Source organism: Streptococcus lishijunsis, from assembly GCF_047290665.1.
Lineage (GTDB): Bacteria > Bacillota > Bacilli > Lactobacillales > Streptococcaceae > Streptococcus.
Genome location: NZ_JBLBUC010000009.1, coordinates 1 through 22,696 on the forward strand (window position 1 = coordinate 1; position 22,696 = coordinate 22,696).

At 40.7% G+C, this 22,696-nt stretch carries 20 protein-coding genes and 2 pseudogenes; 18 read left to right on the plus strand and 4 right to left on the minus strand.

Annotation, left to right across the window (positions count from 1 at the left end; genetic code table 11):
* From ACLN19_RS04965 to ACLN19_RS04985, 5 genes are all read left to right on the plus strand, one after another.
* Window positions 1-500 (plus strand): LPXTG cell wall anchor domain-containing protein (locus ACLN19_RS04965; protein ID WP_413383920.1); only part of this gene is annotated, 500 nt, incomplete at its 5' end.
* A gap of 107 nt (window positions 501-607) precedes the next feature.
* The gene (locus ACLN19_RS04970; RefSeq protein WP_413383922.1) at window positions 608-1,156 is read left to right on the plus strand and encodes a hypothetical protein; all 549 of its coding nucleotides are present in this window, start codon (window positions 608-610) and stop codon (window positions 1,154-1,156) included.
* Between the two features lie 128 nt (window positions 1,157-1,284).
* Window positions 1,285-2,730, plus strand: a complete 1,446-nt coding sequence (locus ACLN19_RS04975) for an amidase (protein WP_413383924.1) — start codon at window positions 1,285-1,287, stop codon at window positions 2,728-2,730.
* Between the two features lie 104 nt (window positions 2,731-2,834).
* Window positions 2,835-3,677 carry a transporter substrate-binding domain-containing protein gene (locus ACLN19_RS04980; protein ID WP_413383926.1) on the plus strand — a complete coding sequence of 281 codons (843 nt, stop codon included), beginning with the start codon at window positions 2,835-2,837 and terminating at the stop codon, window positions 3,675-3,677.
* A 3-nt stretch (window positions 3,678-3,680) separates the two neighbouring features.
* Window positions 3,681-4,334 carry an amino acid ABC transporter permease gene (locus ACLN19_RS04985; protein ID WP_413383928.1) on the plus strand — a complete coding sequence of 218 codons (654 nt, stop codon included), beginning with the start codon at window positions 3,681-3,683 and terminating at the stop codon, window positions 4,332-4,334.
* A gap of 21 nt (window positions 4,335-4,355) precedes the next feature.
* Here the strand turns inward: ACLN19_RS04985 and ACLN19_RS04990 are convergent, their stop codons facing one another.
* Window positions 4,356-5,438 carry a DEAD/DEAH box helicase gene (locus ACLN19_RS04990; RefSeq protein ID WP_413383930.1) on the minus strand — a complete coding sequence of 361 codons (1,083 nt, stop codon included), beginning with the start codon at window positions 5,436-5,438 and terminating at the stop codon, window positions 4,356-4,358.
* A gap of 164 nt (window positions 5,439-5,602) precedes the next feature.
* On the opposite strand from ACLN19_RS04990, the gene udk reads away from it, so the two are divergent.
* Window positions 5,603-6,229, plus strand: coding sequence for a uridine kinase (gene udk / locus ACLN19_RS04995; protein ID WP_413383932.1), 627 nt, complete (start codon window positions 5,603-5,605; stop codon window positions 6,227-6,229).
* Window positions 6,230-6,261: 32 nt separating this feature from the next.
* Here udk and spxB read toward each other — a convergent pair whose 3' ends face one another.
* A complete protein-coding gene (spxB, locus tag ACLN19_RS05000; RefSeq protein WP_413383934.1) occupies window positions 6,262-8,043 on the minus strand; it encodes a pyruvate oxidase in 1,782 nt (593 codons plus the stop codon).
* A 435-nt stretch (window positions 8,044-8,478) separates the two neighbouring features.
* On the opposite strand from spxB, the gene ACLN19_RS05005 reads away from it, so the two are divergent.
* The 11 genes from ACLN19_RS05005 to ACLN19_RS05055 all read left to right on the plus strand — a co-directional run bounded on the left by ACLN19_RS05005 (window position 8,479) and on the right by ACLN19_RS05055 (window position 18,631).
* Window positions 8,479-10,032, plus strand: a complete 1,554-nt coding sequence (locus ACLN19_RS05005; protein ID WP_413383937.1) for a 2-isopropylmalate synthase — start codon at window positions 8,479-8,481, stop codon at window positions 10,030-10,032.
* Between the two features lie 5 nt (window positions 10,033-10,037).
* Window positions 10,038-11,087: a 3-isopropylmalate dehydrogenase gene (gene leuB / locus ACLN19_RS05010; protein WP_413383939.1), complete on the plus strand. Its 1,050-nt coding sequence runs from the start codon at window positions 10,038-10,040 to the stop codon at window positions 11,085-11,087.
* A 14-nt stretch (window positions 11,088-11,101) separates the two neighbouring features.
* Window positions 11,102-12,496 (plus strand): 3-isopropylmalate dehydratase large subunit, encoded by a 1,395-nt coding sequence (gene leuC, locus ACLN19_RS05015; RefSeq protein ID WP_413383941.1) that lies wholly within the window; start codon window positions 11,102-11,104, stop codon window positions 12,494-12,496.
* Complete coding sequence (gene leuD, locus ACLN19_RS05020) at window positions 12,496-13,104, plus strand: 3-isopropylmalate dehydratase small subunit (protein ID WP_413384032.1); 609 nt, start codon at window positions 12,496-12,498, stop codon at window positions 13,102-13,104. The genes leuC and leuD overlap by 1 nt, the downstream gene beginning before the upstream one ends.
* 118 nt (window positions 13,105-13,222) lie before the next feature.
* Window positions 13,223-14,008: an L-threonylcarbamoyladenylate synthase gene (locus tag ACLN19_RS05025; protein WP_413383943.1), complete on the plus strand. Its 786-nt coding sequence runs from the start codon at window positions 13,223-13,225 to the stop codon at window positions 14,006-14,008.
* Between the two features lie 99 nt (window positions 14,009-14,107).
* Window positions 14,108-14,605 (plus strand): GAF domain-containing protein, encoded by a 498-nt coding sequence (locus ACLN19_RS05030; protein ID WP_413383946.1) that lies wholly within the window; start codon window positions 14,108-14,110, stop codon window positions 14,603-14,605.
* On the plus strand, window positions 14,605-16,263 hold the full coding sequence (gene dnaX, locus ACLN19_RS05035) for a DNA polymerase III subunit gamma/tau (protein ID WP_413383948.1): 1,659 nt from the start codon (window positions 14,605-14,607) through the stop codon (window positions 16,261-16,263). Before ACLN19_RS05030 ends, dnaX begins: the two co-directional genes overlap by 1 nt.
* A gap of 560 nt (window positions 16,264-16,823) precedes the next feature.
* Window positions 16,824-17,234: a peptide deformylase gene (locus ACLN19_RS05040; protein ID WP_413383950.1), complete on the plus strand. Its 411-nt coding sequence runs from the start codon at window positions 16,824-16,826 to the stop codon at window positions 17,232-17,234.
* Window positions 17,235-17,984: a class I SAM-dependent methyltransferase gene (locus ACLN19_RS05045; protein ID WP_413383952.1), complete on the plus strand. Its 750-nt coding sequence runs from the start codon at window positions 17,235-17,237 to the stop codon at window positions 17,982-17,984.
* Window positions 17,985-18,101: 117 nt separating this feature from the next.
* Window positions 18,102-18,374: a 30S ribosomal protein S16 gene (gene rpsP, locus ACLN19_RS05050; RefSeq protein WP_413383954.1), complete on the plus strand. Its 273-nt coding sequence runs from the start codon at window positions 18,102-18,104 to the stop codon at window positions 18,372-18,374.
* A 14-nt stretch (window positions 18,375-18,388) separates the two neighbouring features.
* On the plus strand, window positions 18,389-18,631 hold the full coding sequence (locus ACLN19_RS05055) for a KH domain-containing protein (protein WP_413383956.1): 243 nt from the start codon (window positions 18,389-18,391) through the stop codon (window positions 18,629-18,631).
* Between the two features lie 70 nt (window positions 18,632-18,701).
* Here the strand turns inward: ACLN19_RS05055 and ACLN19_RS05060 are convergent.
* A pseudogene (locus ACLN19_RS05060) lies at window positions 18,702-19,980 on the minus strand (2-hydroxycarboxylate transporter family protein).
* A gap of 17 nt (window positions 19,981-19,997) precedes the next feature.
* The gene (locus ACLN19_RS05065) at window positions 19,998-21,620 is read right to left on the minus strand and encodes a malolactic enzyme (RefSeq protein ID WP_413383958.1); all 1,623 of its coding nucleotides are present in this window, start codon (window positions 21,618-21,620) and stop codon (window positions 19,998-20,000) included.
* A gap of 156 nt (window positions 21,621-21,776) precedes the next feature.
* On the opposite strand from ACLN19_RS05065, the pseudogene ACLN19_RS05070 reads away from it, so the two are divergent.
* Window positions 21,777-22,674: pseudogene (locus ACLN19_RS05070) on the plus strand (LysR family transcriptional regulator).
* The last annotated feature ends 22 nt before the right edge of the window (window positions 22,675-22,696 follow it).

A 22,696-nucleotide genomic window follows, 5' to 3' on the forward strand; every position in this document is an offset into this window, starting at 1 on the left:
TTGTCTACAAACCAGTAGGAAGCTATGTACCAGTTGATCCAGATGGTAACCCAATCGGACCTAAGACTCCTTACACAAACGATCCAAACGATCCAAGTAAGGTAACTGGAAATAACACACCAGTGACTCCAGATGGTTACGACCCACAAAATCCAGATGGTACAAACAATACCTACACTCCAAATGACGATCCAACTAAGGATACTGAACAACCATTTACAAAATCTAAGACTCCAGAACCAGAAACTCCGGAAACTCCAGAAACACCGGCTGAGCCTAAACAACCAGGTACACGTGAAGTTCCAATTTACGAAACACGTACTCAAGTTGTCGAAGGCTACGAAACCGTTTATAGTCGTGAGAGAGTACGTAAAGTACGTCAAACACTTCCAGAAACTGGTGATGAGTCTAATGCCGCAACTGCCGCAACTGTTGGTGGTGTATTGATGGCAACACTTGGTCTATCAGGTCTTGCTCGCCGCAAAAAACGTGACGAATAAGACACCTAATCACTTTGCTAGCTCCAAGCTTGATTAACAAGTTTGGAGCACAAGGTGGTCAGCGTTAATATGGAGATGAGTTATCTAACATATGAGGTAAAGGTATTATGTTTGTTCTAATTAGTATTGCTATTATAACCTTGGTGGCATTTGTATCATTATTTGTTGCTGAAGTTATAAGGACTAAAAAATATGGTGTCCGTAAGGTCAAACCATTACGTGTTTTGTTGAATTGGTTATTGATAGTTTTCTTTGTATTTAGTATTGTTGGGATAGGCGTCGTTAGTTCTGTAAAATCATCTAACAGACAAGCGACAGCTACCAGTCAAAAATCAACTTCATCTAGCATATCTACTAAGAAGAGTAGTTCTTCAGCATCTACCTCATCGTCTTCAACTTCCAGTGAAGCATCTGAGACCTCTCAAAGTGAACGTTCGGAAGTTTCTTCTGAAGAAACCCCAGCACAGGCCAATGCTAGTGTTCCTACTCAGGAGTATGCCCAAGCAGCAGATATGAGTGCACAAACACAGGCAATCACATCAGCTAGTGAGGAAGAGTACTGGGAAGAAGGTGAGCTGACTTCTACGACGATACCTTATTCTTATACAACCTCTGTCACAGAGATTGTAGGCTCAAGAACTGAGTTAGTTGAATAAGTATCATGAATTGCTGTAGAAGCGAACATATGCTTTCCTTATGTAGATAGCTAAAAAGAGAACCTTAGGGTTCTCTTTTTTTATTTTGGGAATGGTTATGATACAATGAGATGAGAAGGAGGAGACTTATGTTTAAAGATGCCAGTGAGATGACTTTGGCTGCTCAAAAGAAGCAGGTCAGCCCTAAGGAATTGGTGGAGCATGCGATTACGATTATTGAGCGAGAAAATAAAAGAGTCAATGCTGTTGTTAGTGAGCGATTTGAAAAAGCTTTAGACGAAGCTAGTAAAGCCATCTTTCAGGGGCAAGCCTTTTTTGGTGTCCCCTTGTTACTTAAAGATTTGGGACAAGAAATGGCTGGTGAACCTTCTACATGTGGCTCTCGTCTGCTAGAAAAGACTATTATGACAGAGACAGACCATTATGTGAAAAGCTTGGAACGCCTAGGTTTCATTATCATTGGTCGGACAAATACACCTGAATTTGGGTTTAAAAATATTTCAGATAGCGATTTGCACGGTTCTGTTAATTTACCAGCTGATATTAGTCGTAATAGTGGTGGTTCATCTGGTGGAGCGGCAGCTGCGGTAGCATCTGGTATGGTGCCTCTGGCAGCAGCCAGCGACGGTGGTGGCTCTATTCGTATTCCTGCCTCATTTAATGGTTTGATTGGTTTAAAGCCAAGTCGAGGGCGCATACCTGTTGGACCAAGAAGTTTTCGCGGTTGGCAAGGAGCTTCGGTCCAGTTTGCCTTGACCAAATCTGTGCGAGATACGACAAGGCTACTCTATCATTTGCAGACCTGTCAGCTAGAAAGCCCCTTTCCTTTACCCACCCTCTCGAAGCTTGCTTTAGATGATAGGTCTTTTAAAAAGTTACGTATTGCCGTTTCTTATGATTCGCCTATTAACAGCTCTGTATCAAGTGAGGCTGTAGTTGCGCTGAATCAGACGATTTCGCAATTACAAAGCTTGGGTCATGAGGTTGAAGTGATTGATAAGGCTATCATTGACGGTAGAGAGGCGATGCAAACGTATTATCTTGTCAATAGTGTTGAGACAGCTTTGATGTTTCAACAGATGGAAAACTCTTTAGGACGTCAGCTAAGACAAGATGATATGGAATTGATGACTTGGTCTATCTTTAAGACAGGGCAATCTATTGATGCAGTGACTTATGCTCAGCTACTTGCCAAGTGGGACAGTTATAGTTATCAGATGCATTGTTTTCACCAGCACTATGATTTGCTTTTGACACCGACAACTGCTGATGTAGCCCCTAAACACCATCAGTTTGACTTATCTCATTCTCTAAAAGAAGCGCTTAGCGAGATTGAACACTATCAAAGGCAGGAGCAAGAAGAGCTGATTTGGACTATGTTTGAAAAAAGTCTTTCCTTGACACCTTTTACCCAACAAGCGAACCTGACAGGTCAACCTGCTATATCTCTACCTGTCTATAAGACTTCTGCAGGCTTACCTTTAGGCGTCCAGTTGGTGGCAGCTAAAGGAAGAGAGGATATCTTATTAGCTGTAGCAAGACAATTAGAGGAGATAGGGGCTTTTATACAATAGAATTCTGAGTCGCGAGAGCTAAATAGTTGAATAAATGCTGGAAAATCGGTATTGTCAATAGGTAAGCGTTTTTAAGTTTACCTATTTTTAAAAGGAGATTGTTTATGAAAAAGATATTATCACTTCTTGCCTTATGTGTGCTAGTGACTTTAGGTCTTGTAGCTTGTCGTAAGGCATCAAGTTCGCAAAATTGGGAGACGATTGCCTCTTCAAAAACGATTAAAGTCGCTACCTCAGGTACTCTTTATCCTCAATCTTATCATGATGATAAGAATAATCTGACAGGGTATGATGTGGAGATCATTAAAGAAGTAGCTAAACGTTTAGACTTGAAGGTCGAGTTTGTAGAAATGAATGTCGATGGTATGTTGACCGCTCTTAATAGTGGCCAAATTGATCTAGCAGGTTATTCTATCGAAAAAGATAGTAAAAATGCAAAGAAATTTCTCTATACAACGCCTCATAAATATTCTTTTGGGTCTATGATTGTGAGACAATCTGATGACTCAGGTATTGCTTCCTTGGAGGATTTAAAAGGGAAAAAAGCAGCAGGTGCAGCGACGACATCTTACATGAAAGTGGCTAAAAAATATGGTGCTGAATTAGTTATTTATGATAATGTGACCAATGATGTTTACCTTCGTGATGTTGCTAATGCACGTACAGATGTCATCCTCAATGACTACTATCTGCAAAAAATGGCCTCAAGTGCCTTACCAGATATTCCAGTAAAGATTTTAGAAGGTGTTTATTATAACCCTTCACAGGCTAATTTTGCGATAAAAAAAGGCAATACAACCTTGCAAGAAAAAGCCAATGACACGCTTGAGGATATGCGTCAAGATGGTACTCTTCAAAAGTTATCTAAGCAATTCTTTGCAGGCCAAGATGTCACTCAAGAAAAAGATTATGATTACCCTGTCATTGATGTCTCAGATGTGGAGTAGTCTATGTTTATTGATATCGCTCTTATAATCAAGAGCATCCCTTATGTTCTCTCAGGATTGCCCTATACACTTGGGATATCGGCGTTAAGCTTTATGACAGGCTCTGTCTTAGGGATTTTGATTGCCATTATGAGGCGCTCAAATAAGGCTATGCTGGCTATTTTAGCTAGGATTTATGTATCAACGATGCGCGGAGTTCCCATGATAGTTGTTTTGTTTATGCTTTATTTTGGTTTGCCTTATCTGGATATGGAGTTACCAGCTTTACTGTGTGCTTATATCGGCTTTAGCTTAGTGAGTGCTGCTTATATCTCAGAAGTGTTTCGTTCAGCTATTGAAGCGGTGGATAAGGGGCAATGGGAAGCAGCAGTAGCACTTGGTTTATCTCAAAAAGTGGTGATTAGAAAAATTATCTTGCCACAGGCCTTTCGGATTGCCATACCGCCTTTAGGAAATGTCGTCATTGACATGGTCAAAAGCTCATCTTTAGCTGCGATGATTACAGTTCCTGATATTTTCCAAAATGCTAAAATTGTTGGTGGGCGTGAATGGGATTATATGTCTATGTACATCTTAGTAGGTTTTATCTATTGGTCCTTATGCTTTATCTTAGAATATTATCAAACAAAGCTAGAAAAACGTCTTAAAACATATTAAAAAACGCCTATTGGCGTTTTTTTAGTCGATTAGGTGGAAGTTTTGATGTTTAAGTGTGATTTGACGAGCCTTGGTAAAGGTATGTAATTGTTTTAATTCTTCTTTATTGGTGATGATATTGATGACACTTCCAGAGCGCCCCATACGCCCTGTACGACCTGTTCGATGGATGTAGCTTTCCTTATCACGTGGTAGCTCTGCATTGACCACATAGTCTAATGCCTCAATATCAAGACCACGAGCTAGTAAGTCAGTCGTCAACAATAAAGACAGCTCATGCTTTTTAAAACGCTCTAGGATCACTTTTCGAAAAGCGAGATTAACATCACTAGCTAGAGACAGAGCTGAAGCACCGTGGTATTGCAGTTTTTCCTCACAAGCCCCTAGATGAGACAGGTTATTAAAGAAAACCAGTGCTCGAAAATCATCTATATTGGCTAATTTTCGTAAGAAATCTGTCTTGTCACGCTTATCAAGCTTGATGTAGTAGTGGCTGATATCAGGGCTTGTATCTTGGTTGACATCAATAGTCTGTGTGTCTGCTGCTAGTAAGTTATTGTTGATTTGATGTGTCGCTGAGATGTAAATCATCTGATGTTGGCGTGGGACATGGTGACAGATACGCTCAACAAATGAATATTGAGAGTCGCTTAGAAGAGCGTCAAATTCATCTAGGATGATCGTATCGATAGACATCATTTTAATTTTTTTAAGCTTGATCAGCTCATAAATACGACCTGCCGTCCCGATGAGAATTTCAGGTCCTTTTTTGAGACGTTCGATTTGCCTTTTTTGGCTAGAGCCTGATAAGAAGACCTGTGCCCTTAATCCGATAGGCTCTGCCCATTCTTTTGTGACGTGAAAGAGTTGCCCTGCTAATTCAGAATTTGGGGCTAATATAAGCAGTTGTTGGGCTTTTTTAGGAGTGAGTTTTAAGAGTGCAGGTAGTAGATAAGCAAGGGTCTTACCTGTACCTGTCGGACTGATGCCAAGAACATTGTGTCCTTCTGAGATGGGCGTAAAAAGGGCTTCTTGAATAGCCGTAAATTGAGTGATATCATGCTTTGTTAAAAGCGTTTTCCAGACATCTGGAAATGGATGCATAGTAAAACCTCGTCTCTTCTTTTTCTTTATTATACCAAAAAATTAGCCTTAATGGCGTGAAAGAGACTTTTTGAAAAAGAAAGCTATCTAAAAGCCAAGACTATTCCCATATGACGTAATTTATAGTAAAATAGATAAGAATATGTCGAGAAATGGAGTTGTATATGCGTAAAAAACCAATTATCATTGGCGTTACAGGTGGTTCTGGTGGTGGAAAGACCAGTGTGTCACGAGCTATTTTGGCAAATTTTCCAGATGAAAATATTGCCATGATTGAACACGATTCTTACTATAAAGATCAAAGCCATCTGACTTTTGAGGAGCGTGTAAAGACTAATTACGATCACCCACTAGCCTTTGATACGGACTTGATGATTGAACATATCAATGAGCTGATCTCAGGGCGTCCTGTGGATATTCCTATCTATGATTACACTCAGCACACTAGAAGTGATGAGACCTATCGTCAAGAGCCTCAAGATGTTTTCATCGTTGAGGGGATTTTGGTGCTTGAGGATAAACGTTTACGTGATTTGATGGATATTAAGTTGTTTGTGGATACAGATGATGATATTCGTATTATTCGCCGCATTAAGCGTGATATGGAGGAGCGTGGTCGTAGTCTTGATAGCATTATCGAACAATATACGAGTGTTGTTAAGCCTATGTATCATCAATTTATCGAACCTACTAAGCGTTATGCTGATGTCGTTATCCCTGAGGGTGTCAGCAATGTTGTGGCTATTGATCTGATCAATACCAAGATTGATAGTATCTTGACAGAAGAATAAAAAAAAGAGAGGTTTACCTCTCTTTTTTAGGATTATTTGTAGTTACGAGACTCAAGTCCTTCTTCTTCAAGGAAGAGACGTAGTGGTACGAGCTCTTCAGCTTCGTATTTTTCTTTGTAGGCTGCGATTTCTTCAGCAGAGTAAGCTTTTGGATCCAAGCGAAGTTCAGGTGCTTCTACTGGAAGTGGACGGTGTTGAGTGATACGTGCATCAACAACAACCGTTTTACCAGCCTTGTTTAATTCAACAGCTTCTTTGATAACAGCGTCGATGTCTTCGATACGATCAGCACGTAAACCAACAGCACCTTGGGCTTCAGCAATCATAGTGTAGTCAGGGTTTGTGAAGTCAACACCAAACAAGTGTTTGTTAGTATCTTCGTATTTGTTTTTAATGAAGGCATACTCAGCATTTGAGAAGACCACATTGATAACTGGAAGGTCATATTGAACGTTTGTAATCACGTCTGGGTAGCACATACCAAAGGCACCGTCTCCCATGATGTTCCACACTTGGCGATCTGGGTTGTCTTTTTTAGCCGCGATACCACCAGGAAGGGCAATACCCATTGTTGCAAAGAGTGGAGATGTACGCCACATATTTTTAGGGGTCATGTGAAGGTGACGTGTAGAGGTTTGAGTTGTGTTACCCACGTCGATTGAGTAGATAGCATTGTCATCAGCATATTTGTTGATAGCATTGTAAACTTGATACAATTGAAGGTCACCTTCAGTTTTGCCTTCAAGCTTGTTCATGTAATCACGCCAGTTTTGGTTGTTTTTAACAACTGCACGCCACCATGGAGTAGATTCCATAGGGTTGACTTTGTCTAAGATAGCTTTTGTAGCGTCTTTGACATCTCCAAGGATAGAAGCATCTAGTGCATGACGTTTACCAAGTTTGTAAGGATCAATATCAACTTGAATGAATTTTTCAATGTTTTTGAAAGTGTTGTACACTTCTGAGAATGGGAAGTTACATCCAAGGAAGAGAACAGTGTCTGCCTCAAAGATCACTTCGTTAGCTGATTTCCAACCGACACGGTAAGCTGAACCAGTCAAGCCTTCGTAGTCCCACTCAAACGCTTCAAAGTTTTTACCAGTTGTAATGATAGGTGCTTTGATTTTACGTGAAAGCTCTGTAACGACCTCGCCAGCACCAACACCACCAAAACCAGCATAAATAACAGGGCGTTTAGCATTGTTTAGGATGTCAACAGCTTTATCAATCTCAGCTTGGTTCAAAGCAGGTGCGATAAAGGTACGGTCGTAAGAACCTGAACCATAGTAAGAATCAGCGTCGATTTCTTGGAAACCAAAGTTTACAGGGATTTCAACAACAGCTGGCCCTTTTTTAGCGATAGCAGCACGGCAAGCTTCGTCGATTACTTTTGGCAATTGCTCAGCGTAAGCCACGCGTTTGTTATAGACAGCAACACCGTTATACATTGGGTTTTGGTTCAATTCTTGGAAAGCGTCCATGTTCAATTCATTAACTGGGCGTGATCCAAGGATAGCAAGAAGTGGTGTTGCATCCATAGCAGCGTCATAGATACCGTTAATCAAGTGTGTAGCACCTGGTCCACCAGAACCCACACAGACACCGATTGAGCCACCAAATTTAGCTTGCATAAGAGCAGCTAGAGAACCAGTCTCTTCATGGCGTACTTGTAAGAAATTGATGTCTTTATCTTCAGCAAGAGCATCCATCAATGAGCTAAGTGTTCCAGATGGAATACCATAGATAGTATCTACTCCCCATGTTTTTAACACGTTAAGCATAGCTGCAGAAGCAGTGATTTTTCCTTGACTCATAATGATAAGTCTCCTTTAAAAAAATAGAATAGAAGTGTTATTATTGATTAATAAGAAAGCGCTTCAATCAATGATACCCTTCAAGTTTAACACACTTTCATAGACTAAGCCAATGATATGCTCACTAACTATACATCTTTTATGTATTTGTATAGTATAACACGTGATAACCTAAATTGCTGTTATAGTTGATAATCTTTCATTTTTTCATGAAAAAAGATGGCAATTTCTATTGACAAAATAATCTGAAAATTGTACACTATTATCTATAAACATCCAAGGAGAGAGTCAAATGATTACAGTATCTACAGTTTTGTTGTTGATAAGGGAGGGCTGATGCAAGAGCATTAGTCCTGTTTGGCTTACCAAGCGGGAAAAAGCACCTCGCTTGGTAGTGGGGTGTTTTTTTAGTAGATTATTAGAAAAGGTGAAACTATGCAAAGAGTTGAATTTCTTGATACGACATTACGAGATGGTGAGCAGACACCAGGCGTTAATTTTTCCATCAAAGAAAAGTTAGCTATTGCAAAACAGTTGGAAAAATGGGGAGTATCTTCTATTGAAGCGGGCTTTCCTGCAGCTAGTCCTGATTCATTTGAAGCGGCTAGGGAGATTGCAAAAGCTATGACAAGGACTGCAGTATCTGGTCTGGCACGCTCTGTCAAATCAGATATTGATGCTTGTTATGAAGCCCTTAAAGAGGCGAAGTATCCTCAGTGCCATGTCTTTATTGCAACGAGTCCTATTCATCGTCGTTTTAAGCTCAACAAGTCAAAAGAGGAGATTTTAGCAATTATTAAAGAGCATGTCGCTTATGCGCGTGAGCGGTTTGATGTGGTTGAATTTTCTCCAGAAGATGCGACACGCACCGAGCTTGATTATCTTTTAGAAGTGTGTCAGACTGCTGTGGATGCAGGGGCCTCTTATATCAATATCCCAGATACCGTAGGTTTTAGCACACCTGAGGAGTATGGGAATATCTTTAAGTATTTGATTAGCCATATCAAGTCAGAGCGTGAGATTATCTTTAGCCCGCATTGCCACAATGACTTAGGTATGGCTGTGGCTAATACCCTGTCTGCGATTAAAAATGGAGCAAGGCGAGTAGAAGGTACTATCAATGGTATTGGTGAGCGAGCTGGTAATGCTGCTCTTGAAGAAGTCGCTGTAACGCTTAAAATCAGAGAGGAATACTATAACGTATCCAGTGACATTTGTCTAAAAGAGACGCTCCATACTTCTGAGATGGTGTCTCGCTTCTCAGGAATTCCCCTTCCTAAAAATAAGGCAGTCGTTGGAGGCAATGCTTTTTCACATGAATCTGGTATTCATCAAGATGGTGTCCTTAAAAACCCACTAACGTATGAAATCATTACACCTGAGCTGGTCGGTGTGACTAACAATGCCTTACCACTGGGCAAATTGTCTGGTCGTCATGCTTTTGTGGAAAAACTGCATGATTTGAATCTTGACTTTAATGAAGAAGAGCTAAATACTTTATTTGCCAAGTTTAAAGCACTGGCCGATAAAAAACAGGCTATTACTGATGCTGATATCATAGCTTTGGTAGCTGGTGTTGACATTGACAATCCAGAAGGTTTTCGTTTTGATAATCTAAGGTTAAGCTCAAACAGCGATGAGACGATTAGTGCAGAAGTCTTGATGGTCAATACAGATCAAGAACAAGTCTCTATCAGTGCTACTGGAAAAGGTTCTGTTGAGGCGATTTACAATGCTATTGATCTCTTTTTCAACCAACATGTGACGCTTCTTAGCTATACGATTGATGCCGTGACAGATGGCATTGATGCGCAAGCGCGTGTATCGGTGTCGATTGAAAATAAAGACACTGGCACTATCTTTAATGCCTCAGGGATTGATTTTGATGTGCTAAAGGCAGGAGCTATCGCTTATATCAATGCGAATGCTTTGGCGCAAAAGGAAAATAGAGGTCAGATAACACAGCGCTTATCAGAAAAAGAGGTGTAAGGAGTATGACATATCATATAGTGACTTTAGCAGGTGATGGTATCGGTCCTGAAATTATGCAGGCAGGACTTGAGGTGCTGGCCTGTGTTTCTCAAAAAGTCGGCTTTAGCTATGAGACGAGAGCCTATGACTTTGGAGGAGCGGCGATCGACAGTCATGGACATCCTTTGCCTGAGGAAACGCTTAAAGCTGCGAAGTCAGCTGATGCGATTTTGCTTGCGGCAATTGGTAGTCCTCAATATGACAAAGCAGCTATTCGTCCTGAACAAGGTCTATTAGCTCTTCGAAAAGAGCTGGATTTATTTGCTAATGTTCGACCTGTAAAGCTGTTTGAGGCCATAGAACACCTGTCTCCTCTAAAAAATGATCGTATCAGAGGTGTTGACTTTATAGTAGTTCGTGAGTTGACGGGCGGGATTTATTTTGGAGAGCATGTGTTAGAAGCTGATCGAGCATGTGATACCAATTCTTACACAGCTGTTGAGATTGAGCGGATAATGCATAAGGCTTTCCAGCTAGCTAGACATAGACGAAATAAAGTGACTAGTATCGATAAACAAAATGTACTTGCCACTTCAAAATTATGGCGTCAGGTAGCTGAAAAAGTCGCTAAAGAGTATCCTGATGTCATCCTAGAGCATCAGCTTGTCGATAGTGCCGCGATGACGATGATCACCAATCCTAAGCGTTTTGATGTCTTGGTTACTGAAAATTTATTTGGAGATATTTTATCAGATGAATCAAGTGTTCTCTCTGGTACTTTAGGTGTCATGCCATCGGCTAGTCATTCCGATAATGGCCCCAGTCTTTATGAGCCGATACATGGTTCAGCGCCTGATATTGCGCATAAAGGGATAGCTAATCCTATCAGTATGATTTTATCGGTAGCCATGATGTTACGTGAGAGTTTTGGGGAGCAAAAAGGGGCTGCTATGATTGAAGGAGCTGTTGAGAAGGCACTGTTAGACGGTATTTTGACAGCAGATTTGGGTGGTAATGCTAGTACTAAAGAGATGACTGAGGCGATTATAGCACGATTAGTGTCAGTGAGATAGAAAAGAGGAAGCAGATGAGTGGAAAATCTATCTTTGATAAACTGTGGGATAGACATGTCATAAAAGGTGTAGAGGGTGAACCACAGCTCATGTATGTCGATCAGCACTATATTCATGAGGTGACAAGTCCTCAAGCTTTTGATGGCCTTAGAGAGGCAGGTAGAAGGGTCAGAAGACCTGATTTGACATATGGTACTTTTGATCATAATGTACCTACGGTTAATATCTACGATATTCGAGATGTCATCTCAAAAGCACAAATGGATGCTTTAGCGAGAAATGTGAAAGAATTTGATATTCCTCATGCCGCACATGGATCTGATTTGCAAGGGATTGTTCACATGATTGGACCTGAGACAGGGCGGACTCAACCTGGAAAGTTTATCGTTTGTGGGGATAGCCATACCGCTACACATGGGGCTTTTGGAGCGATTGCTTTTGGTATTGGAACAACTGAGGTAGAGCATGTGTTTGCGACTCAGACTATCTGGCAAGTAAAGCCTAAGAAATTGTTGGTGAAATTTACCGGGAAAGCCCCAAAAGGTGTGTATGCCAAAGATTATATTTTAGCGCTTATAGCAAGGCATGGAGTAGCGCTTGGTGTGGGCTATGTTGTGGAATATCAAGGTGAAGCTATAGAAGCTCTGAGTATGGAAGAGCGCATGACTATCTGCAATATGTCTATTGAATTTGGCTCAAAAATGGGGATCATGAATCCAGATCAGAAGACTTATGATTACCTGTCGCAAACGAAACATCGCCCTAGTGATTTTAGCGCTGCGCTAAAAGATTGGCAGACCTTGGTATCAGACAGTGATGCGACTTATGACAAGGTGATTGAGTGTGATGTCTCTCAATTAGCGCCTATGGTGACTTGGGGGACTAATCCTGCAATGGGTGTAGGTTATGACCAGCCTTTTCCTGAGATACAGGATATGAATGACGAGAGGGCGTACGCTTATATGCAGCTAAAGCCTGGTCAAAAGATTGGTGATATTAAGTTGGGTTATATCTTTTTGGGGTCTTGTACCAATGCTCGCTTGAGTGATTTGAAGGTGGCAGCCAGATTTGTCAAAGGGAAGAAAATTGCAAAAGGCATGACAGCTATTGTCGTACCTGGTAGCCGACCTGTTAAACACGCCGCTGAGCGCTTAGGTTTAGACAAAATTTTTACAGACGCAGGCTTTGAGTGGCGAGATCCAGGTTGTTCCATGTGTTTGGGGATGAATCCAGACAAGGTACCTGAAGGTATTCACGCTGCTTCGACTAGTAATCGTAATTTTGAGGATCGTCAAGGTGTTGGAGCTAGGACGCATTTGTGCAGTCCAGCCATGGCAGCCGCCGCTGCAATTGCAGGGCGTTTTGTAGATGTGAGGCAACTAGAGATGACGATTGATGAGGAGGTATGATGGAAGCATTTACCTTATATAAGGGCACGACAGTGCCTTTGATGAATGACAATATCGATACTGACCAGATTTTACCCAAGCAGTTTTTAAAGCTGATTGATAAAAAAGGCTTTGGACGATACTTGATGTATGAGTGGCGTTATTTAGATAACAACTATACTGAAAATCCAGACTTTATCTTTAATCAAACGCCATACAAACAGGCGACCATTCTCATTACAGGGGATAATTTTGGGGCTGGTTCATCCCGAGAACACGCCGCTTGGGCTTTGGCAGATTATGGGTTTAAAGTGGTGATAGCAGGTTCTTTTGGGGATATTCACTATAATAACGAGTTAAATAATGGCATCTTACCTATTGTTCAGCCACTCTATGTGAGAGAGCTTTTGGCTCAGCTTAATCCAGAAGATGAGGTGACAGTAGATCTTGAAGAGCAGATGATTTACTCACCTGTGGGAGAGTTTAGCTTTGAGATTGATGCGGATTGGAAGCATAAGCTTTTACATGGTTTGGATGATATTGGTATTACACTCCAGTATGAGGAGCTTATCACTGCTTATGAAAAACAGCGTCCAGCTTATTGGTTAGAGGACGAGAAAAAGATATAAAAAATTCAAAAAAATCTGAAAAAAGCATTGAAAAAGCTCTTTAAAGATGTTAAACTATAACATAAAAAACAGACAATTCTGTTTATGGCAAATAAATGATATAGAGAAAGGAAAAGCAATGACAAAACATATCCAATGGAACGGTAATCTTTCACACGAGGGATTTGAGATTATGAAAGGTGAAGGCGGTGTGATTGTCTGTCCGACAAAGGTTGGCTACATTATCATGACAGCTGATAAGAAAGGTTTGGAGCGTAAATTTGAAGCTAAGGAGCGTAAGCGCAATAAGCCTGGAGTGGTGCTTTGTGGTTCTATGGAAGAGTTACGCAGTCTAGCTCAGTTGACTCCAGAAATTGATGCATTTTATCAAAAACATTGGGATGAGGATATTTTATTGGGTTGTATCCTACCTTGGAGAGAGGATGCTTATGAGGATTTAGTGGCTATTGGGGATGGTCGTGAAGAGCTGATGACAGATACACGCAAGACATCTTGTTTTGTTATCAAGTTTGGTAAAGCTGGCGAACAGTTAGCTAAAGAAATGTGGGAACAAGAAGGACGTATGGTCTATGCCTCTTCTGCTAATCCTTCAGGAAAAGGAAATCGTGGTAAGGTAGCAGGTATTGGAGAGCGCATTGAGTCTATGGTTGACCTTGTTATTGAAGCAGATGATTATGTCGCGTCTATCCAGCCTGATAAAACGGTTGAGACTCGCTATGAGCAAGGGGTCATGGTGTCTATGGTTGATAAGGAAGGTAATCTAATTCCACAACAAGGAGAGGCTAGTCGCTCTATCACACCGTGTCCTGTTGTTATTCGAAAAGGACTTGATATTGATAAAATCATGATGCACCTCTCTGATACTTTTAATTCTTGGGATTATCGTCAAGGAGAATACTACTAATAAAAGATTGTCCGTAAGGGCGATCTTTTTATTGCTAGACTTGTTAAAAAGATACAGTAGAATAGTCACCAAAGTGATAAATCATGATATAATGAAGACATGGAAAATAGTAAAAAAATCGAAGCCTACCAATTGATGTTAGCGCAAGCAGAGGCGCTTTTTGCTGATGAGGATAATGCTTTGGCGAATTTGTCAAATGCTTCTGCCTTATTAAAGACAACTCTGCCTAATTCTGTCTTTACAGGTGTGTATTTATACGATGGGACAGAGCTTATTTTAGGGCCTTTTCAAGGTCATGTGTCTTGTGTACGTATCGCCTTAGGTAAGGGTGTTTGTGGTGAAGTAGCTCAAACACAAGTCCCTATGATTGTCGATGATGTGACGACACATGCCAACTATATAGCTTGTGACTCGGCTGCTAGAAGTGAGATTGTCTTACCTATCATGCGTGACGGTCAGCTCCTTGGTGTTTTAGACCTTGATTCTCATAAAGTAGCTGATTATGACCAGATTGATAAGGAGTATCTGAGCTCTTTTATTGACTTATTAGTGGCACATACGAAGTGGGACTTTGCGATGTTTGGAGTGACGAGATAATGTACCAAGCACTCTATCGGAAATATCGGAGTCAGACCTTTGATGAGATGGTGGGACAAAGCGTGGTATCTCAGACCTTAAAGCAAGCAGTGGCAAGGGAACAGATTAGCCACGCTTACCTGTTTTCAGGACCCAGAGGTACTGGAAAGACCAGCGCTGCTAAGATTTTTGCCAAAGCCATGAATTGCCCTAATCAAGTAGATGGTGAGCCTTGTAACCACTGTGATATCTGTCGTGATATTACAAAAGGTAGCCTTGAGGATGTGATTGAAATTGACGCCGCTTCAAATAACGGTGTGGATGAAATCAGAGATATTAGGGATAAGTCAACCTATGCTCCAAGCCGCGCTACTTATAAAGTGTACATCATTGATGAGGTGCATATGCTCTCAACAGGGGCTTTTAATGCTTTGTTGAAAACCTTGGAAGAGCCGACAGACAATGTCGTCTTTATCCTAGCAACTACTGAATTACATAAAATTCCAGCGACTATTTTATCACGTGTACAGCGTTTTGAATTTAAAGCGATCAAACAAACGGCTATTGAAGAGCATCTAAAGACTATCTTGGATAAAGAGCAGATTAGCTATGAGGATTCAGCTATTAGTCTGATTGCAAGACGTGCTGAAGGAGGTATGCGTGATGCCTTGTCCATCTTAGACCAAGCCCTTAGTCTGACGAGCGACAAGAAGGTCAATTTAGCTATTGCTGAGGAGATTACAGGCAGTATCTCAAGAGATGCTCTAGATGACTACGTTGCAGCGCTTTATCATCAGGAAGCTAATCGTGCTTTGGAGCAGTTGGCGTTCATTTTTGATCAAGGTAAGAGCATAAACCGATTTGTGACGGATCTTCTCATTTACCTTCGTGATCTTTTAATAGCTAAGGCAGGTGGTTTAGAAGGGTATCAAAGTGAGCAGTTCCAAGCCAATCTAGCTTTATCAAATGAGCTTCTTTTTGACATGATTGATGTTGTGACAAATCAGATTTCCATCATCAAGACAAGTCATCAACCTAAGATTTACGCTGAGATGATGACCATTGCGCTCTCTGAGTTAAGTGATAAGAACCCCTTAACAGATAAGGAAGCTCTTGAAGAACAGATTCGTGCGCTAAAAGACGAGCTATCCTCTCTTAAAAAGATCATTGCAGATGGTAGTCAAAAAGGATTTTTACCACAAGCTCAAAGAAAGCCTAAATCTAGCTTTGTCTATAAGGTTGATCGAGCCAAAATTTTAACGATTATGGAAGAGACGGTTGTTGATAGTCAGCAGTCGCGTCGCTACCTCGATGCTTTAAAAGAAGCGTGGAATGAGATTTTAGATAGTCTATCGGTGCAGGACAGGGCACTTTTACTAGGATCTGAGCCTGTTTTAGCCAATAGCGAAAATGCGATCCTGGCTTTTGAGGCAGCCTTTAATGCGGAGCAGGCCATGAAGCGCTCTGATCTCAACGCTATTTTTGGCAATATTATGAGTAAAGTAGCAGGTTTTTCCCCAAATATCTTAGCTGTCGGTAAAGATGATTTTAATCGCATTCGTGGGGACTTTGCTAAGCAACGCCAACTTCAAAAACAGCAAGAGACAGATGAGGAAAGCTCACAACTTCCTGAAGCCTTTTCCTTTTTAGCTGATAAAGTGACCCTTGTAGATGACTGAACATCTTTTTAACGCTTAGTTTCAGTGATAGCCTCTCAAAAAGCCTTTAAAAAGGCTTTTTTTGCTAATGACAACGGTTATGCGAGTTATATAAACGAGCATGAAGACATGTCTTTTGTGTATGGTTCGATGACTGTGAGATGAAGTGATGTCTAAAGTGACCTGTTAAGAGTGCTTTCATAAAGTTGGTTTGTGGTGTATGCGAATCGTTATGATGCTTATGGTATGAAGCAAGCCGCCTTTGGCTGATGGCAAATGAAACGCAGTACTGTAGCAGTAATGTAATAAGCCTCCCTCAGCAGACCATCTCTAAGAGTGTCAAAGGGAGCAAAAGATTGAAACTCTTAGTCTTAGAGTAGCAAGTGCTTATGTCAAAAAATTCAAAAACAATGACTTGACTGCCTCAATAGCTGAACAACTTGCATCTATTCAACTAAATAGTATTAAAATCCTATTGAAAAAAGTGAAACGCTTGATTTGACAGTGATTTACGGTTGAGTGGATAGTCTATTTTGGTTTATGATATAATAGTAGTAAAACAAGAGACTATTGGAGCAGTGATGATTAGAGATATTGTGACAGACCCTTTTTTTCTAGGGAAAAAATCAACACTAGCCAGAAAAAGTGACCGTTATCTGGCACAAGATTTAAAAGATACGTTATGGGCTCATCAAGATCATTGTGTCGGTATGGCAGCTAATATGATTGGGGTTAATAAACGTGTGATTATTATTGATTTGGGTGCTTTTGATTTGGTGATGTTTAATCCCGTCATCCTAACGAAAGCCAACCCTTATAAGAGTAAGGAGGCTTGTCTATCCTTGATTGGTTATCGTGAGGTGCGTCGCTTTGATGTGATTACGGTGAGTTATTGGGATGAGCAGTGGCAACCGAAGCGCTTGCGTTTGACAGGTTTTGAAGCTAAAATCTGTCAGCATGAGATGGATCATTTGGAAGGGATTTTGATATAGATGACTTATGTTCTAACGACAGCTTTTAAGCCTAGTGCTAGTCAAGAAAACGACGCTAAAGCGCTAGCTACGTCTTTACAAATACCTTATCAAAAGCGCTATAAACTATCTCTAAAGCGTATTGGCCAAGGATATGATGGGGTGTTTGTGCTCTACAAAGATAGTCTTAGGTTTGTTCATCCAGATGGTCAGATGTTATGTTTTCATCCTGATACAGCTATGCTACGTCTAAAAGCAGAGCATGACCCTTTGAGGTATCTGATTGGGGAGGCCAGGAAGTCTGTTCTTGATTTGACTATGGGCTTAGCATCTGATAGTATCCTCATGGCAGGGGCTGGTCATGAGGTGACAGCACTAGAGTCTGAGTTGGTTCCCTATACTGTGATGAGCTATGGGTTAGCCCATTATCACTCTAATTACGCTCCTTTGGAGAGAGCGATGCGCTCTATTAGGACTGTTCATAGCTCTGCGAAGACTTTTTTAGAGAAACAAGCTGACGCAAGCTTTGATATTATCTATTATGACCCTATGTTTGTCCGAAATATTCAGGAATCCCAAAATCTCTCTGCTCTCTCTCCTTTAGCTAATCACGAACCTCTGTCTAAAGCATTATTTGAGCAAATGAAGCGTGTAGCGCGTGATAAAGTGATTATGAAAGCTCACTTTCAAGATGATGTTTTTGAACGTTTTGGCTTTGAGCGTTTGAGACGTCCCAACCAAAAATCGCACTACGGTATTTATGTGATTTAAACCCAAAATACTGTCAAGATTTTTTCTTGACACCTTATCAAAATGTGCTATAATAATATAAGTGTTTGATAGCAAGGCTATCAGCAGATAATTATATTTTAGAAAAGAGACTTTATTATGGCAGTAAAAATCCGTTTAACTCGTATGGGTTCTAAGAAAAAACCTTTCTACCGTATCAACGTAGCTGACTCACGTGCACCACGTGATGGACGTTTCATCGAAACAGTTGGAACTTACAACCCACTTGTAGCTGAAAACCAAGTAACACTTAAAGAAGACCGTGTTCTTGACTGGTTGTCTAAAGGGGCACAACCTTCAGATACAGTTCGTAACATCTTGTCAAAAGCTGGTGTTATGAAGAAATTCCACGATTCAAAATTCTCAAAATAATCAAGTGAGCGCTTATGGATACCATTGAAAATCTCATTATTGCTATTGTCAAACCCTTAACATCTAAGCCTGAAGAGTTTACGATTAAGATACAAGATACACCTGAGTTTTTGGAGTATCATTTGGACTTGAATCAAGATGATATTGGGCATATTATTGGTAAAAAAGGACGGACCATTATGGCGATAAGGTCGATTGTCTATTCGGTACCAACCCAAGGTAAAAAAGTGCGCCTTGTTATTGATGAAAAAAAATAGTGTCGAAACTTATTTTCGGCACTATTTTTTGATACTAAAAACCACCTGTTAGTCTAACAGGTGGTTTTGTTTAGCTAAATAATTGGATGAGAAGCCCACCTAGAATAAGGACGATGGCGCCTCCGAGACGATTTGCCATCTGAGCAAAGGCAATCATCTCCATACGCTCTGCTGCAGAGAGAACAGCGATATTTCCTGTCCCTCCCATAGAGTTGTTAATCATACCAGCTCCAATAGCTGTCTCTACTGGGTATAATCCCATCCATTTGCCGATGATAGCACTGGCTAGTCCCATAGCGACAACAGACGTTAGGCTAAGGAGGACAAACTGCCAGGTCATGGCGTGAAGAAGTGAAGAGAGGTCAATCATAGAAAGTCCGATACCAGCCAAAATAGCGTGTGTTAAGTTTGTCATGATGACTTGATTGAACATCACAACAGTCTCCTCTAAAGGTTTGGGAACACTATTAAAAGCTTTTAGCAAAAAGACAATCAAAATCATAAAGGCATAGCTATGTACTTTAGGGACAAAGCTATTTAGGATAATGCCGATGAGAAAGAGTGTGAAAGATAGCATTAGCCCTACTCCAATTTTAGTGGCATCTAGTGTGATATTAGGTTTTTTTAGATCTTCTTTATCAACTGGAATCAGAATACCATGTCCATTATACTTAGTGTTAGCAAAGGCCTTAGAAATAAAGACGGCTCCAATAATGGCTAAGATATTACCAAGAGTAGTGGCAGGTGCTAATTGGGATAAAATAGTGCCTGCATCGGTATGTAGTGCTCCTGCGTAGATTTTTGAGAGAGGCACGATATCAGCTCCCATCCCTCCTGCCATCTGAGCAAAAGAAATGTACATGACAGAATGCCCAAAGCCTTGTCCTAGTAGCATACCGACAAAGCCTACGGCAAAAAATCCGATGACCATCGAAAGCAGAGCGACAGGAATAAAGCGAGCGGATGCTTTGACAAGAAGGTTACGATTCATACCTAAGATAGAGCCACAAATCAAAGCGGCGATGTAAAAATCTAGAAATCCCCAACCGTTCATAAAGGTAGCTGTTGCTGAAATGACATCTTTTGGAATCCAGCCTAATGTGGCAACAATAGAGGCAGCAAGAAGTGTAAAGACAGAGCCACCTTCCGAGATATGAATTAAAGATAGGGAGTTTCTCGCCCATCCAGTAAAAGAGGTGCCCTAATACAATCAACATGAAGGTAATGCCTAGCATATTGAGAGGGAGCTTGCCCATAGCGATAGTAATTGCCAAGATAAGGACAAAACCGAGGTAGAGGGGAAGACTAACGCCAGAAATGTTGCTACTCCAAAGTTTCGATTCTTTCATGAGAGCCCTCCTCTATATTAGTAGCGTGGGTACCATTTGAGGTCTCGTACGGCTTTTGCCATATCTGTTTCTTTAGCTTGGGCTAATCCTTGCTCTTGAGCTTTCTTAGCAACAGCCTCAGCGACTTTGATAGAGACTTCAGCAACATATTGGAAAGGAGGCAGTACAGGTGCACCAGCTTGTCCTGGGTCAACTAAGCCACTAAGCGAATGCGCTGCAGCACCAATCATCTCATCTGTAAGAAGCTTAGCTTCTGAGGCAATCATACCAAGACCAAGTCCTGGGTAGATGAGGGCATTGTTGGCTTGACCAATTTGATAATCAACCCCTTTATAATGGATGGTTCCAGAAGGAATACCGGTTGCAACAAAGGCTTTTCCGTCAGACCATGTGATGACTTGTTCAGCTGTTGCTTCGATTTTTTTAGTTGGATTAGAGATTGGGAAGATAATAGGACGCTCAGTATTATCACACATAGCCTCGACGACTTCTTTAGTAAAGGCACCAGGATTAGTAGATGTGCCGACTAAGATAGTTGGTTTGACCGCCTTAACCACGTCTAGAAGACTTGTCATGTCCCCTAAGCCATCAAAGTCTGAGCGTTTTTTGGCAAATGGTTTTTGGGCAGGTGTGAGGTCGTCCATGTCATCAAAGAGCAGACCTTGTTTGTCAATCATAAAGAAGCGTTTGTAAGCTTCTTCTTCTGATAACCCTTCAGAGACCATCTCAGCATGAACCCTAGAGGCGATACCAGCACCAGCAGAACCACCACCATAGCAGAGATAGACTTGATCAGTTAGTTTTTCTCCTGTGATATCAAGGGCCCCAAAGATACCACCTAAAACAACAATACCAGTTCCTTGAATGTCATCATTGAAAGTTGGAATATCGCCTTTATATTTGTCAAGGATTTTAGCAGCGTTTGAGCGACCGAAATCTTCCCAGTGTAGATAGAGTTTAGGAAAGAGGCGTTCAGCTGTTTGGACAAATTGATCGATGAATTGATCGTATTGTTCACCGCGGATACGCTCATGACGGTTACCAAGGTACATAGGGTTATCAAGTAGTTCTTTACGATTGGTTCCTGCATCGATGACTAATGGCATAACACAGCTAGGATCGATACCTGCAGCAGCAGTGTAAACCATCAATTTACCGACAGAAATGTCAACACCTTGTACACCCCAGTCACCGATACCTAAGATTCCTTCAGCGTCAGTGGCTACGATGAGGCGAATGTCGCGATCACCAGCAGCATTTTTTAGCGTTTCTTCGATAGCTTCAGGATGATTGATATCAAGATAAGCTGCATACTGAGGATCAACAAAAAGCTCACTATATTGTTCGATTGATTCTGCAATAACAGGATCATAGACGATAGGGTTAAATTCGACGATATGTTGTTCAAAAAGGTAGTAAAAGAGCGTACGGTTTGTATTGAAAATTTCCATCAAAAAATGACGTTTTTCAATATCCGATGATTTACGTTGGTAGTGTTTGTAGGCTTGCTCTGCTTGTTCTTCGATGGTTTGAACATAAGGAGGTAAAATCCCCACCAAACCTAACTCTTTGCGCTCTTTCATAGTGAAGGCAGTTCCTTTATTTAAGAAAGGATTATTTAAAATAGCATGTGCTTTCATGAAAAACTCCTTTATGAATATATAGTAAAATGATCTTCTAGCTAGAATCATTTAGCATTATAAGCTAGAGATTTTCTTATAGTCAACTTTTTGAAAAATCATAAAAATTTTTTATAAGTTCCATTATTTATGATACAATGCTAATGAGGTGACGTTATGAATATCAGAGATTTGGAGTATTTTCATAAGTTAGCAGAACTAGGCTCTTTTACCATGGTTGCTGGTTTTTTTGGGGTTAGTCAGCCTACGATTACTTATGCGGTCAAACGTTTGGAAGAAGTCTATGCGTGTGACTTAGTTATTAAAGACCGTTCGCATCGCTCAGTTGTTCTGACTAGTGAAGGAAAGATTTTGGACAATCATATCAAAACTGTCCTAGAAGAGTTGATGATTGCTCAAAAATCAATTGCCCGTAGTTGCCAGCACGAAGTTAGAGTAGGTTTACCTCCTATGATTCGCTCGCATATCTTGTCTGCTATCATTGATAAAGGTGAGGCGTTAGACTTTATGGCCCATTTTAATTTATCTGATGTGAAGGGATCTCGTTATTTGTTGCAGCAGCTATTAAGATGGTGAGTTGGATTTTAGCTTATTGGGAAGCTTACAGTCGCTTGAGCATCCTCATTTGATAACACGAGAAATCTATCAGCGCCCTTTTTATATCTTTGTTTCGGAAAAACATCCCCTAGCCCAGCAAAAAGAGATTTCTTTTGCAGAATTACTAGACTGTCCTTTTATTATTTTAGATGAAGGGCATATTCATTTAGATGCCTTCAATAAACTCAATGCCCGCCACCATAATGCCGCACAAATCTTATTAACCTTTAATGATCCCTTGATGATTGCGCAGATGGTGGGGCAAAATCTAGGCATTACACTGATGAGTGATTTTGCTTTTTTAGCGCATGTAAAAGGCTTGGTTAAAATTCCTTTGGTTGCTGATGAAGAGCTAGCCTTTCATGTCAGCTATGCTTATTCAAAAGACTATGTTATAAAAGAGTCCTTGGAGCGTTTTATTGCGTTACTTGACTATCTTTCAGAAGATATGAGTTGAAGAAAGTCGAGCGTTTTACATA

Coding starts and splice junctions, on each gene's coding strand:
- ACLN19_RS05045 (WP_413383952.1), top strand. CDS start 17,235: ATGACTTATGTTCTAACGACAGCTTTTAAGCCTAGTGCTAGTCAAGAA.
- ACLN19_RS05030 (WP_413383946.1), top strand. CDS start 14,108: ATGGAAAATAGTAAAAAAATCGAAGCCTACCAATTGATGTTAGCGCAA.
- ACLN19_RS05025 (WP_413383943.1), top strand. CDS start 13,223: ATGACAAAACATATCCAATGGAACGGTAATCTTTCACACGAGGGATTT.
- ACLN19_RS05065 (WP_413383958.1), bottom strand. CDS start 21,620: ATGAAAGCACATGCTATTTTAAATAATCCTTTCTTAAATAAAGGAACT.
- spxB (WP_413383934.1), bottom strand. CDS start 8,043: ATGAGTCAAGGAAAAATCACTGCTTCTGCAGCTATGCTTAACGTGTTA.
- ACLN19_RS04975 (WP_413383924.1), top strand. CDS start 1,285: ATGTTTAAAGATGCCAGTGAGATGACTTTGGCTGCTCAAAAGAAGCAG.
- leuC (WP_413383941.1), top strand. CDS start 11,102: ATGAGTGGAAAATCTATCTTTGATAAACTGTGGGATAGACATGTCATA.
- ACLN19_RS04980 (WP_413383926.1), top strand. CDS start 2,835: ATGAAAAAGATATTATCACTTCTTGCCTTATGTGTGCTAGTGACTTTA.
- leuB (WP_413383939.1), top strand. CDS start 10,038: ATGACATATCATATAGTGACTTTAGCAGGTGATGGTATCGGTCCTGAA.
- dnaX (WP_413383948.1), top strand. CDS start 14,605: ATGTACCAAGCACTCTATCGGAAATATCGGAGTCAGACCTTTGATGAG.
- ACLN19_RS04985 (WP_413383928.1), top strand. CDS start 3,681: ATGTTTATTGATATCGCTCTTATAATCAAGAGCATCCCTTATGTTCTC.
- rpsP (WP_413383954.1), top strand. CDS start 18,102: ATGGCAGTAAAAATCCGTTTAACTCGTATGGGTTCTAAGAAAAAACCT.
- udk (WP_413383932.1), top strand. CDS start 5,603: ATGCGTAAAAAACCAATTATCATTGGCGTTACAGGTGGTTCTGGTGGT.
- leuD (WP_413384032.1), top strand. CDS start 12,496: ATGGAAGCATTTACCTTATATAAGGGCACGACAGTGCCTTTGATGAAT.
- ACLN19_RS05040 (WP_413383950.1), top strand. CDS start 16,824: ATGATTAGAGATATTGTGACAGACCCTTTTTTTCTAGGGAAAAAATCA.
- ACLN19_RS04990 (WP_413383930.1), bottom strand. CDS start 5,438: ATGCATCCATTTCCAGATGTCTGGAAAACGCTTTTAACAAAGCATGAT.
- ACLN19_RS05055 (WP_413383956.1), top strand. CDS start 18,389: ATGGATACCATTGAAAATCTCATTATTGCTATTGTCAAACCCTTAACA.
- ACLN19_RS04970 (WP_413383922.1), top strand. CDS start 608: ATGTTTGTTCTAATTAGTATTGCTATTATAACCTTGGTGGCATTTGTA.
- ACLN19_RS05005 (WP_413383937.1), top strand. CDS start 8,479: ATGCAAAGAGTTGAATTTCTTGATACGACATTACGAGATGGTGAGCAG.